Annotated in this window: 9 protein-coding genes; 7 read left to right on the top strand and 2 right to left on the bottom strand. The window is 38.9% G+C overall.

The features are described from left to right. Nucleotides 1-190: 190 nt before the first annotated feature. The 3 genes from GM552_RS05730 (at nt 191) to xylB (ending at nt 5,106) form a co-directional block, all read left to right on the top strand. Nucleotides 191-1,489 carry a tetratricopeptide repeat protein gene (locus tag GM552_RS05730; RefSeq protein WP_155565646.1) on the top strand — a complete coding sequence of 433 codons (1,299 nt, stop codon included), beginning with the start codon at nt 191-193 and terminating at the stop codon, nt 1,487-1,489. A gap of 152 nt (nt 1,490-1,641) precedes the next feature. Further along, a complete protein-coding gene (locus GM552_RS05725; protein ID WP_155565645.1) occupies nt 1,642-3,609 on the top strand; it encodes a tetratricopeptide repeat protein in 1,968 nt (655 codons plus the stop codon). A gap of 42 nt (nt 3,610-3,651) precedes the next feature. Further along, the gene (xylB, locus tag GM552_RS05720) at nt 3,652-5,106 is read left to right on the top strand and encodes a xylulokinase (protein WP_155565644.1); all 1,455 of its coding nucleotides are present in this window, start codon (nt 3,652-3,654) and stop codon (nt 5,104-5,106) included. 69 nt (nt 5,107-5,175) lie between these two features. Here xylB and GM552_RS05715 read toward each other — a convergent pair whose 3' ends face one another. Beyond that, entirely contained in the window at nt 5,176-6,540 is a 1,365-nt protein-coding gene (locus GM552_RS05715; RefSeq protein ID WP_155565643.1) for an AarF/ABC1/UbiB kinase family protein, read from the bottom strand. Beyond that, a complete protein-coding gene (locus tag GM552_RS05710; RefSeq protein ID WP_155565642.1) occupies nt 6,541-8,364 on the bottom strand; it encodes a M3 family oligoendopeptidase in 1,824 nt (607 codons plus the stop codon). A gap of 209 nt (nt 8,365-8,573) precedes the next feature. Between GM552_RS05710 and uvrB the strand changes: the two genes are divergently transcribed. Genes uvrB through gshB form a run of 4 tightly spaced genes read left to right on the top strand, consistent with a single transcriptional unit; the run spans nt 8,574 to nt 13,157 of the window. Beyond that, nucleotides 8,574-10,763, top strand: a complete 2,190-nt coding sequence (gene uvrB / locus GM552_RS05705) for an excinuclease ABC subunit UvrB (protein WP_155565641.1) — start codon at nt 8,574-8,576, stop codon at nt 10,761-10,763. 13 nt (nt 10,764-10,776) lie between these two features. After that, nucleotides 10,777-11,664 (top strand): aldose 1-epimerase, encoded by an 888-nt coding sequence (locus GM552_RS05700; RefSeq protein ID WP_155565640.1) that lies wholly within the window; start codon nt 10,777-10,779, stop codon nt 11,662-11,664. A 29-nt stretch (nt 11,665-11,693) separates the two neighbouring features. Then, nucleotides 11,694-12,179 (top strand): transcription elongation factor GreB, encoded by a 486-nt coding sequence (gene greB / locus GM552_RS05695; protein WP_110438227.1) that lies wholly within the window; start codon nt 11,694-11,696, stop codon nt 12,177-12,179. Nucleotides 12,180-12,194: 15 nt separating this feature from the next. Continuing rightward, complete coding sequence (gene gshB, locus GM552_RS05690) at nt 12,195-13,157, top strand: glutathione synthase (RefSeq protein WP_155565639.1); 963 nt, start codon at nt 12,195-12,197, stop codon at nt 13,155-13,157. Nucleotides 13,158-13,160: the final 3 nt, after the last annotated feature.

Here is a 13,160-nt window from a genome sequence, read left to right as displayed (position 1 = left end):
ATCAAATTTTCTTAAAAATTCAAATTGGATGATTTATAGGAAATATAAAGTTGTTACTGAATAAGAGGCAAGTATTAATTTAGTGTGAACAAGTATTTTCGAATTATAAATAACTAATTTTACTATTGATTATCTTCGTTTTCAGAATTATTTTGGATCTAAACATTCAATTTGAATCGATAGGGTTCATATGATTTTTTTTATAATTATTCTTTTATGTACAGGTTTCATTGCATTATTTTATATAATCAATAAATCCAATAATAAAAAAAATCATCGGATACAAACTGAAACTTCACCTGCAATACGAAACAATCCTGTTGATATAGGTTTAATGTATTTTAACGGGGATGGTGTTTCACAAAATTACAAACAAGCCTTGAAATATTTTGAAAAAGCTGCTGCATCGGGATATGCGCAAGGTATTTTGTATAAGGCTATAATTTATTACGAGGGTTTGGGTGTCAAAGCTGACGTTGAAAAAGCTTTTGAATTGTTTGAAAATGCGGCCCAAAAAGGTAATACAAAGGCAATGATGATACTGGGGCAGATTTATATGGATGCCCAAATTGTCGAGCAAAATTATCAAAAGGCCAATGAATATTTTTTAATGGCCGCTCGTCAGGGTGAGGGTGAGGCTTTATTCAATCTAGGTTTAATCTATCTTGATGGTAAGGGTGTTGATAAGGATTATAGTAAAGCAAGAGTTTATTTCGAACAGGCCGCCCAAAAAGGTAATATGGAGGCAAAAACTAATCTGGCGTTCATCTATATGAATGGTCAAGGTGTTTCGAGGGATCTTGAAAAAGCACGTGAATATTTTGAACTGTCTGCTAATCAGGGAGATCGTAAAGCGGAATATAATCTAGCTTTGATGTATTGGAATGGTGAAGGTGGAGAAAAAAATACTAATAAAGCCAGAGGATATTTTGAGAAAGCCGCCTATCAGGATGACGTTGAGGCACAATATTTTGTAGCCAATCTGTACTTTACTGGAAATACGGTCGAATTAGATTATAAGAGGGCTTTCAGCTTTTATAACAAGGCCGCGATGCAGGGTTACGTCAAGGCGCAATTCATGCTTGGACAAATGTATGAGGAGGGTAAGGGTGTCCTCCAGAATATTGACAAAGCCGTGTATTGGTATGAACAGGCAGCCGATCAAAATGATATGAATGCTCAATATAATTTGGGATATCTTTATTTAACTGGAAAGACATCAAGAATAAATCTTCAAAAGGCCTATGATTATTTTAAAAAAGCTGCGGAACAAGGTTATGTTTTGGCTCAATTTAATTTGGGGGTCATGTATTATAAGGGAGATGGTGTTATCCAGGATAATCATAAGGCTGCGGCATGGTTTCAAAAAGCTGCCGATCAAAATCATAAAAAATCACAGTTAATCCTTGGAAAAATGTATCTAGAGGGAAGAGGAATACCTCACGATCATCAAAAAGGGATGGAGCTAATTCGATTAAGCGAAACATGATATCTGTAACTGGTATATTTCATTATCAGGTTTTAAGATGAGATAAAGCGGAATCCGAGCCTTTAATAAATTGATTTGTTAAGTTTATTTTATCGATTAAATTCTTTATAATTCAGCCTTAATTCATTTTCTTTTTTGTTATTGTTGGGTTTATGTCCAGATCTAAGATTGCCTTTATCGGTAAAAGTGCAGCAGTAATTTGCATAATTTTTGTGTTTTTGTGCATCTGTTTCTATAAAACGATTCGTCAGGGATTTATTGAGGCACAATTTAATCGTGCAAATCTTTATATGCAGGGTGAGGGTACGTCTCAGAACTATAAAAAAGCACGTGAATATTTTGAGCAATCAGCTGAGGCGGGAAATGTCGAGGCTCAATATATGCTGGGTGTGATGTATGAATATGGCGAAAACACCGAGCAGAATTATCAAAAAGCTATTCAGTTATATCGCAAGGCAGCCCGTCACGGATATGTAAAGGCCCAATATGTACTTGGCAATATGTACAAAAATGGCAAAGGGGTAAAAAAAGATCTTTCACGTGCAATTCGCTGGTATCAAACCGCTGCAGACAAGGGGGAGACAAATGCGCAGTATCAATTGGGTATCATTTATCTTGAGGGAAATGATAGAAATGTAACTAAAGGTATAGAACTGATCAAAAAATCTGCCGATCAGGGAAATATTCATGCCTTGTATTTTCTTGGAAGTCTTTATCTGGAAGGGAAAAATATTACAAAAAGTCCGAAATTGGCTCAACGATGTTTTGAACAGGCCGCCTATAAAGGTTATGCTGACGCCCAATATAAACTTGGCAATATGTATGAAAACGGGATTGGGGTTGATAAAGAATATTCCAAGGCTCTTTATTGGTATGAAAAAGCCTCGAAAAAGAATGTGACAGCTCAATACAATCTCGCAATGATGTATATGGTGGGTAAAGGGGTTAATCCAAATTCGCAATTGGCATTATCTTTATTGCAGCAGGCTGCTGAAAAAGGATATTCGGAAGCACAATATAAATTGGCGATTTTGTATGAAGAGGGAAAAATTGTTTCCCAGGATTATTCCAAGGCATTGAACTGGTTCAACATGGCGGTCAATTCCGGAAATAATGACGCCATTTATGCCCTGGGGGAATTATATCTGGAAGGAAGAGGGGTTAACAAGGATTTTCAGAAAGCCTTTGATCTTTTTAAAAAAGCGGCACAGGCAGGAGATAGTAAGGCACAATTTCAATTGGCCACTATGTATGAAAAAGGCAGCGGAATTCCGAAAGACCCGTCAGCAGCCGTTGATTGGTATAAAAAATCTGCAATACAGGGGAACGCTCAGGCGCAATTCTATCTGGGTAAATTATATGAACAGGGATTTTTCATAGAAAAAAATTATGATCAGGCCAAATTCTGGTTTGAAAAGGCTGAAGCGCAAAATAATATTCATGCGATCTATACTTTAGGTTTGATGTATGAAACAGGTCAAGGGGTGAAAAGGGATATCAATAAGGCCATTCAATACTATCAAAAGGGTGCAAATCAGGGAGATGCACAAACCCAGTTTGTTTTGGCAGAATTATATAAAAATAATGATCAGATTGACAAGAACTACTCCAAGGCCATTTATTGGTTTAGGGAGGCGGCTGAACAGGGGAAAGTAAAGGCTTATTATAATCTGGGTCAACTTTATGAGAATGGATTGGGGGTTCAAAAAGATGACAGTCAGGCTTTCCAATATTATATGCAAGGCACTGCGGCAGGAGATCTAGATTCCCAATTCATTCTTGCCAAGATGTATTATAAGGGGGTTGGTACAAAAAAAGACGTATCTGAGGCAATTAAACTATTTGATATCTTGGCTAGTAATGGAAATTCCGAAGCGGCCCGTCTTTTGGGACAGATATATCTGACTGGACAGGATGTTAAGAAGAATATTGGCAAGGCAGAATATTATTTGCAAAATTCTGTTAAGGAAGGGAATGCCCAGGCCATGTATAATCTTGGAATGGCTTTTCTGTCTGGTAAGGATTTTCCAAAGAATAAGGGGAAGGCTAAAAAACTTTTGAATGAAAGTTGCAATAAGGGATTTTCAAATTCCTGCGTCACGCTTGGGACAGTCAAATAAGTGATATTATTTTTGTATTATATTTCATTATAAAGGATGGTTATGTATATCGGGATTGACCTTGGAACATCAGGTATTAAAGGTATTTTATTGAATGATAACCATCAGATTGTCGCCAGCCATATTGAAAAACTGAAAGTTTATCGTCCCCATCCCTTTTGGTCAGAACAAAATCCAATTGATTGGTGGAAGGCGACAGACAAGGTTTTTTTGTCACTATCGAGTCAATATTCCTTGAAAGATGTAAAAGCGATAGGGTTGACGGGTCAAATGCATGGGGCAGTTTTGCTGGATAAAAATGGTAAAATATTGCGACCTGCTATTTTATGGAATGATGGGCGTAGCTATCGGGAGTGTAATGAAATTGAGGAGAATGTACAAAATTCAAGAGAGATAACAGGCAATATACTGATGCCTGGTTTTACCGCACCCAAGATAGCTTGGGTTCGCAAACATGAGCCGGAAGTATATCAACAAATTGATAAAGTCCTATTACCCAAGGATTATCTTCGCTGGTTGATAACGGGAATTTATGCATCTGATATGTCTGATGCATCTGGAACTATGTGGCTTGATGTCAAAAATCGTCAATGGAATGATGATTTATTAAAGGCATGTGGGTTGACGCGAAAAAATATGCCTCAATTGTTTGAAGGCAATCAGGCAACCGGAACGGTTAAACCTGAATTAGCGCAACGATGGGGAATGACTTCAAAAGTTTCGGTTATTGCCGGTGGTGGTGATAATGCCGTTGGAGCAATTGGGGTTGGTATCTGGCGAAAAGGTCAGGCTATGCTTTCTTTGGGAACATCTGGGGTATATTTTGTCGCGAGTGATGGGTTTTTGAATAATTGTAAACAGGCTGTTCACAGTTTCTGTCATGCATTGCCGAACACCTGGCATCTAATGTCTGTTATGCTGAGTGCTGCTTCCTGTTTGGATTGGGCTGCTCGGATTATGGGAATTCAGACAGTGCCTAAATTGTTGGAAATGGCAGGACAGGCCTCTTCAATTCCATCATCCGTTATTTTTCTTCCCTATCTTTCGGGTGAGCGAACGCCTCATAATAATCCCCAGGCAAATGGAATGTTGTTTGGCTTAACCCATCAACATGATCGGAAGGATATAGCCAAGGCAGTAATAGAGGGGGTAAGTTTTGGATTGGCGGAGGGTATGGAAGTTTTACATGCCACGGGTTTAAGGCCAGACCATATCAGTTTGATTGGCGGAGGGGCAAGAAGCTCTTTTTGGCGTCAATTGCTTGCTGATATTACAGGAGAAACGTTGCAATATCGTGAAGGTGGAGATGTGGGGCCAGCATTGGGTGCCGCAAGATTGGCAATGTTGAGTTGTCATCCAAATGTAGCATTTGGAGATTTATTGCCAGAACCTTCCATACAGGCAACCTATGTTCCCAATCAATCTGTCAGTGCGCAATATCAAGAAAAATATCAAAAATTCAAAAAATTATATCATGCAGTTAAAGGTTTGTATTAAATCTTTTAACTGCCTGATATCTACAGTGATCTAGCAAATTTTCCATACTAAATCACTGTAGCCGTTATTCTATTCCAAAGGGGGGGGAACACGGGCCAATTCTATTGCCTTTTCCTGTTCCTGATCCAGTTTGTCAACATTAAAATCTGCAATGATTTCCTGAAATAATTGATGCCAGTTTAATTTTGCATTTAATCTTGTAAATAAACTTCCAAGTCCTATCGCAGAACGATCAACCAGAACAAATTCTCGTGGTGGTGTCACTCCCCCAGCTTGTTGAAGCCCTTTATGTACTTTATTGGCCAATTTACGTCCCAAATCCGGATCTGTATCATCTTGTATATAACGGTCTTTATCCTGGGTAAGGGGGGCATAGAGAAAACTTGCCCATTCATTTAGAACAGTCATTGTCTCTTTGGAAATATTTTTAAATCCCCATGAGGTATAGGCCTGATAGGCTAATTCCTCATTGTTAGTTTCTACGGCACGGCAAAGATCAATAACACCCTTGACAAATTTACCCTGAAAAATTCGTATCGAACCGAAATCAAGAAGACACAGTTGATTTTGATGATTGATAAGAAAATTTCCCATATGCGGGTCACCATGAATGACACCATATTGATAAAAAGGAATATACCAGGCTTTAAAGAGTGCGCGGGCAATATTGTTCCGATGAGCCTGATCTAATTCAGGTGTGATCATGGATCTTAGATTCTTGCCCTCTATCCAATCCATGGTTATAAGACGTTCAGTGGAAAGATTTTCAATTACATTTGGTATAACTGTTGTGTCATTATTTTTGAGCATGTAGGAGAAAAGTCTTAAATTGGCCGCTTCTCTTTTATAATCCAGTTCTTCCTGTAAACGTGTAACAAGCTCTTTGTAAACCTCGTCCTGTTTAATTGCATTGTCCAATCGATGGTATAAAGCAATTAATAGACGAAGTTGCTTGAGGTCTGATTCAACAGTGCTAATCATGTCGGGATATTGTAATTTACAGGCAACTTCCCTTCCATCGTGCAATTTTGCCTTGTGGACTTGACCAAGACTGGCTGCGGCGACAGCTTCATGTGAAAATTCGTCAAAAGCGGTTTCCCAGTTCGGACCCAATTCTCCCCTCATGCGACGACGGACGAAAGACCATCCCATCGGAGGGGCATTTGATTGTAACTGCGCCAATTCATCGGCATATTCATCAGGCAGGACATTGGGAATGGTACTGATTAATTGCGCCACCTTCATCATGGGGCCTTTGAGATTCCCAAGAATGTTTTTCAACTCTTCTGCATGGGAAGCTTTGTTAATCGGTATTCCCATTTTTTCACCAGCCAACCGTGCGGCAATCCCCCCCACCGCCCGGGTAGAATTGACCATACGTTTCATTCCACTGAATAAACTGGTTTTATCAAGATTATCGTTATTATGTACCATCTAAATTTGTTCCAGTTCATCTATGAAATCATTGATTACATTTAATCCTTTTTGCCAAAAGGCTGGATCAGAGGCATCCAATCCAAAAGGCGCCAAAAGTTCTTTATGACTTTTTGTTCCACCCGCCTTCAGCATTTCAATATAAAGGTCCTGGAAGTCGGGAAACCCTTCCTGATAGACATTATAGAGTGCATTTACCAAACAATCTCCAAACGCATAGGCATAAACATAAAAAGGTGTATGGATAAAATGCGGTATATATGTCCAATATGTATTATAGTCTGGTGTAAATTCAAAAGCTGGGCCAAGGCTTTTTTGTTGAGTTTCAAGCCAGAACTGACCAATTTGTTCAGGTAAAAGCTCGTTCTCATGTCTGGCTTCGTGAACCTTGCGTTCAAATTGATAAAATGCAATTTGTCTTACTACTGTGTTTAACATATCCTCAACCTTACGGCTTAGGAGAATATGACGATGTCTGGGATCTGTTTGGTTTTTTAAAAGGCTCTGGAAAGTCAGCATTTCTCCGAATACACTGGCTGTTTCAGCAAGGGTCAGCGGTGTATCAGATAGAATATATCCCTGTTTTGCAGCAAGAATCTGGTGAATTCCGTGCCCCAGCTCATGGGCCAATGTCATGACATCTCGGCTGCGACCATGGTAATTAAGAAGAATATAGGGATGAACCGATGGAACAGTGGGATGGGCAAAGGCACCAGAGGATTTCCCGGTACGTAGTGTGGCATCAATCCATGGACTATGTAAAAACTGATCAATCATTTTGCCCAGCCGAGGATCAAATTCATGATACGCTTGATAAACGATTGTCTTCGCGTCTCTCCAGTGTATAGGTTGATCATGATCTTCCGGTAAGGGAGCATTACGATCCCAATGATGTAATTTGTCCACACCCAGCCATTTTGCTTTTAAAAGATAGTAGCGGTGTGACAGATTTTGATAATTATTGGTAACAGCGGTAACCAGTGCATCAACGACACTGTCTTCAATCTGGTTATCACAATTTCGTTGTGAGTCTGGACGGGAAAAACCACGCCATTGGTCAGAGATTTGCTTATCCTTTGCCAGCGTATTTGTAATAATCGAGAAAAGTCTCAGATTTTTCGAAAATACCGAACTCAATCCCTGGGCTGCATCTTTTCTTTCTTTTGCCTGTGAAGATGATAATTTATTCAAAGCTTCACCTAAAGGGACGGTTTTATCTTTTAGGGGGATTTCCAGGGTCGCCAATGTTTCGTCATATAATCTTGACCATGCATTGGCACCCGTAACTGCTTTTTCATGGAAAAGCTTTTCGATTTCATTACTTAACTGATAACGGCGCAATATACGGATTTTATCAAGAAACGGTTTCCACTGCAGTAATTCGTTGTCCTGCATTTTATTCTTGACATTTTCCTCGCTAAGCTGGTTCAATTCCAGAGTAAAGAAAAGAAACTGCGTGCTTAATCCAGTTATTTTTTCATGGATATCCTGATAAAATTTGATATTTTGAGGATTGGTCGAATCAGTTGCGAAAATCAGTTGAGCATAAGATCCAATTCTTCCCAATATTTCATTGATTATTTCATAACTTTTAAGAGCTTGGTTTAATTCCTGACTTGATGTCTGGGATAAATTTCCCTTCCATTTTTCAGAAAATTGTGTGATGAGGGTTTGAGCTTTTTGCAGATCATTCTTTAATTCTTGACAATCGGGTGATGGGTACAAATCTGTCAGGTCCCAAGAAGGAAGTTGATCCGATTTTTTCTTTTCGGATTTTAGTGTATCATGATTCGGCTGATTGGTGTGACAAGATGAATTAGACATTGTATCTCTGTTTGATTTAAATGAATGATCTTTTATATAAATGGATTTTATCGAATATTTCAGGCGATGAAAACAGACATTTGTTTTTTTGATCTATGAACTGGGATTGTTCATTTTAGTAGCCCATTTATTATGCTATATAATATAGCAAATACAAAGTCTTAATCTTAAATCAAATATAGAAATCATAACAAAATCAGATAATTTCCATGAAAAAACCAAAAAGAAGCGGAACTGTCATTTTTCATCCAGAAAAGATTCCGGCAAAGCCGAAAATGAACAGGTTGGAAATTGTATCGCAATTTCAGCCCTCAGGAGATCAGCCAAACGCCATCAAACAACTTACTGATGGAATTGAGGCTGGAGATCGTGACCAGGTCTTATTGGGTGTAACAGGTTCAGGCAAAACTTTTACCATGGCCAAGGTTATTGAGGCCGTGCAAAAACCAACCTTGATTTTAGCACCCAATAAAACGCTTGCAGCGCAGCTTTATGGAGAAATGAAAGAATTTTTTCCAAATAATGCGGTTGAATATTTTGTCAGTTATTATGATTATTATCAACCGGAAGCCTATGTGCCTCGATCTGACACTTATATAGAAAAAGATAGTCAGATCAATGAACAGATTGACCGTATGCGACATGCGGCCACACAGGCTTTACTAGAACGTAATGATGTTATTATAGTTGGTTCTGTTTCCTGTATTTACGGTATTGGATCTCCAGAAACCTATTCTCATATGGTTGTGCGGGTTGAGGAAGGTGGAGTGTTAAATCGTGAGGATTTGCTAAAAGCTTTGGTAGAACAGCAATATCGTAGAAATGATATGGCCTTTCAGCGGGGAACGTTTCGTGTAAGAGGCGAAACAATAGATATTTTTCCCGTTCAAAACGCTGATCGTGCCTGGAGAATTCAGCTCTTTGGGGATGAGGTTGAATCAATTAACGAATTTGATCCTTTGACCGGGGTTAATACAGCAAATTTAAAATCGATAGCTATTTATGCCAATAGTCATTTTGTTACGCCAAGACCAACCTTGAATCAGGCAATTAAAAATATCAAGGTTGAGTTGAAGGAAAGAATTGATCAATTTGTAGCTGAAGGCAAATTGTTGGAGGCCGAACGTATTCAACAGCGTACAACTTTTGATCTTGAAATGATCGAAACAACAGGATTGTGTAAGGGTATTGAGAATTATTCCCGTTATCTTTCAGGACGCAATCCCGGTGAACCTCCGCCTACTCTTTTTGAATATCTGCCAGAAGATGCCTTGCTTATCGTGGATGAAAGTCATGTAAGTGTACCTCAGATAGGAGGAATGGAACGGGGGGATTATGCACGTAAAAAAACGCTTTCGGATTTTGGTTTTCGACTCCCTTCTTGTATGGACAATAGGCCACTTAATTTTGCGGAATGGGATTGTTATCGTCCCCAGAGCATTTTTGTCAGTGCGACACCAGGTCCCTGGGAGTTAGAGAAAACAGGAGGCGTGTTTATTGAACAGGTCATACGTCCAACCGGTTTGACTGATCCTGTTACTGATATAAGACCAATTGAATTGCAAGTGGATGATTTATTATCCGAGGCAAATAAGGTCATCAAGAAGGGTGGGCGTGTTCTTGTTACAACGCTAACCAAAAAATGGGCTGAAAAATTAACTGATTATATGAATGAAGCTGGTATAAAGGTACGTTATCTTCATTCAGATATCGATACTTTGGAGCGTATAGAGATTATAAGGGATTTGCGTTTGGGTGTGATAGATGTTCTGGTAGGGATCAATCTTCTAAGGGAGGGTCTGGATATACCGGAGTGTCAATTGGTAGCCATTCTTGATGCTGACAAAGAAGGATTTTTAAGGTCAAGAACCTCTTTGATACAGACGATTGGACGGGCAGCAAGAAATGTTGATGGGCGTGTTTTATTATATGCGGATAAAATGACGGACAGTTTAAAATATGCGATCGAAGAAACTGCAAGACGTCGTGAAAAACAGACACAATGGAATGAAGATCATAATATTACTCCAGCAACAGTAAAAAAGAAAATTGGAGAGATCATTGCTTCTGTTTATGAGCAGGATTATGTAACGGTTTCCCCAACAGAATTTTCTGATATTCATTCTCTGGTAGGGAAGGACCTGAAAGGAACCATAGCAGAATTGGAAAAGGAAATGCGTAACGCCGCCACCAATCTTGAGTTTGAAGAGGCTGCTCGTATACGAGATGAAATAAAGAGATTGGAAGATTTAGATATGGGATTAATTTCTGATATTGAACCGACAATCCGTACCAGAGAAGAGGGGAGAATCCTAAAAAGCAATTTTAAACCAAGACCTCTTGGACCTGGTGGGGGAGGCTATGGTCCATCGAGGCGTCAAAGATCAAAGAAACATTAAATAGGGATGCGGGATGCTGGAAATTAAGGCGGGAAATAATAGAATCGGCATATATCCTTCTTTGGGTGGAGCCATAGCATATTGGTTGAGAAAAGATTTATTGATTTTTTATCCAGTCGAGCGTTCGCCCTTGACGAGACATTCTGACCAGATTATTGCAGCCTATCCAATGTTGCCTTATTCTAATCGTATTGCAAACGGTAAATTTAAATTCAATAACAGTGTTTATCAATTAACCCCCAATGCGTCGAACGGAAAGGATTCCATTCATGGTAATGCATGGCAAAAGTCTTGGGATCTTGAATCATTTACGGAAAATAGTGTTGTTTTAACTTTGAATTATAATCCGGATAAGGGATCTCAAAAGGAATGGCCCTATGCATATTTTGCCAGGTTGAGATATTGTGTTTATGAAAGTGGATTGTTTATACAAATGTCATGTAAAAATACTGATATTTGCAAACAACCCATCGGGATGGGCTTTCATCCCTATTTGCCAAGAAGAAATCTTGTTGAAATCGGTTTTTCGGCACCGTCTGTATGGAACAATGGTCCGGATGGATTGCCAGAGGGTCGCATGTTGAACGAAGATCAATGGAACTTTGATCAAATGCGTATTTTGAAACAAGACGATTTTCTGGATAATTGTTATGTGAACTGGGGTCGCGAAGCGTTTATCCGCTGGAAATATAGTAATAGTTTCTTAACGGTTTCTGCCAGCGTTATTTTTCGGCATTTTGTTGTATATACCCCGCCAGACCAATCTTTTTTTACTATGGAACCGGCAACTAACATGAATAATGCAATCAATATGCCAGAAATTTCGGATCGCGGCTTGTTTATCTTAAAACCGGGGCAAATTTTAAAAGGCAGGATATTCTATTCCTTTATGGGAATATAGGGATTATTTTAGAATTTAGGTTTGTTTATATGTCTTTACCTTATATCACCCCTTGGGGTTATACACGTTTGAAAAAGGAATTATTACAACTATTGCATGAAGAGCGTCCAAAAATAGTGGAAATTGTTTCATGGGCAGCCGGTAATGGAGATCGATCTGAAAATGGAGATTATCTTTATGGAAAAAAAAGATTGCGTGAGATTGATCGTCGGGTTCGATTTTTATCCAAACGGTTAGAGAACGCACAAATTGTAAACCCCATTGATCAACAGGGAAAAGATCGGGTTTTTTTTGGTGCTACAGTGCGTTATTTAACTGAGGATGATTGTGAGCATAGGGTTACTATTGTTGGAACAGACGAAGCAATCACGGAAAAAGGGCAAATAAGTTTAGTATCCCCTGTAGCTAGGGCATTAATGCGTGCTAGAGTAGGGGATGAAATAAGGTTGCAAACCCCTGTTGGTGAAAAATACCTTGAAATTTTAGAAATCACTTATGATGCAGAGTCAGAATAGAATGGATATTTAAAAATGTTAAAAATCGCGGTACAAATGGATCCTTTGGAAAAAATAAATATTCATGGAGATTCAACATTTGCATTGATGCTCGAGGCACAGGCTCGTGGTTATTCACTTTTTGTTTATTCTGTAAATAGCTTAAGTTTGTTCAACAATGAAAAAAGTAAGTATGTAACAGCACGAGGTCGAAAAGTTAATATTCAAAAGGTTACAGGTGATCATGTAAAATTTGGAGAAGTGGAAACCGTGAATCTGGCAGATTTTGACGTGCTGTTGATGCGCCAGGATCCACCTTTTGATATGGGATATATTACTGCCACACATATTCTGGAACGTATTCATGGTGTGGGCAAGGACAAGGTATTTGTTGTAAATAATCCAAAATCCGTTCGAAATTCACCGGAAAAATTAATGGCTACATTTTGGCCTGAATTAATGCCTCCCACGCTTGTTTCCCGCGATGTCGAAACAATTCGGATGTTTAGGGAGGAATACAAAGATATTGTTGTTAAACCGTTGTTCGGGAATGGGGGTGTAGGCGTTTTCCGCATTCAGGATGAGGATGAGAATTTTAATGCATTGTTAGAAATGCAGTTTTCAATATCCAATGAACCCCTGATGGTGCAACGTTACGAGCCTTCCGTTAAAAGGGGAGACAAAAGGATCATTTTAGTTGATGGGGAACCTATCGGTGCAATCAATCGAGTTCCGCAAAAAGGAGATATGCGATCCAATATGCATGTTGGGGGAGTGGCGGAGAAAACTCAATTAACTGAACGGGATCTTTATATTTGCTCTAAAATAGGTAAAACCCTGAAAGAGCAGGGGTTGATTTTTGTTGGGATAGATGTATTGGGGGATTACCTTACTGAAATTAATGTCACCTCACCAACAGGGTTACAAGAGCTGGACCGTTTTAATCAAATGAATTCTGCAGCTTGTATCTGGAATGTTATTGAATCCTATCTAAAATGAAAA

Source organism: Commensalibacter sp. ESL0382, from assembly GCF_009725775.1.
GTDB lineage: Bacteria > Pseudomonadota > Alphaproteobacteria > Acetobacterales > Acetobacteraceae > Commensalibacter > Commensalibacter melissae.
This window is presented reverse-complemented; position numbering and strand designations above follow the sequence as displayed.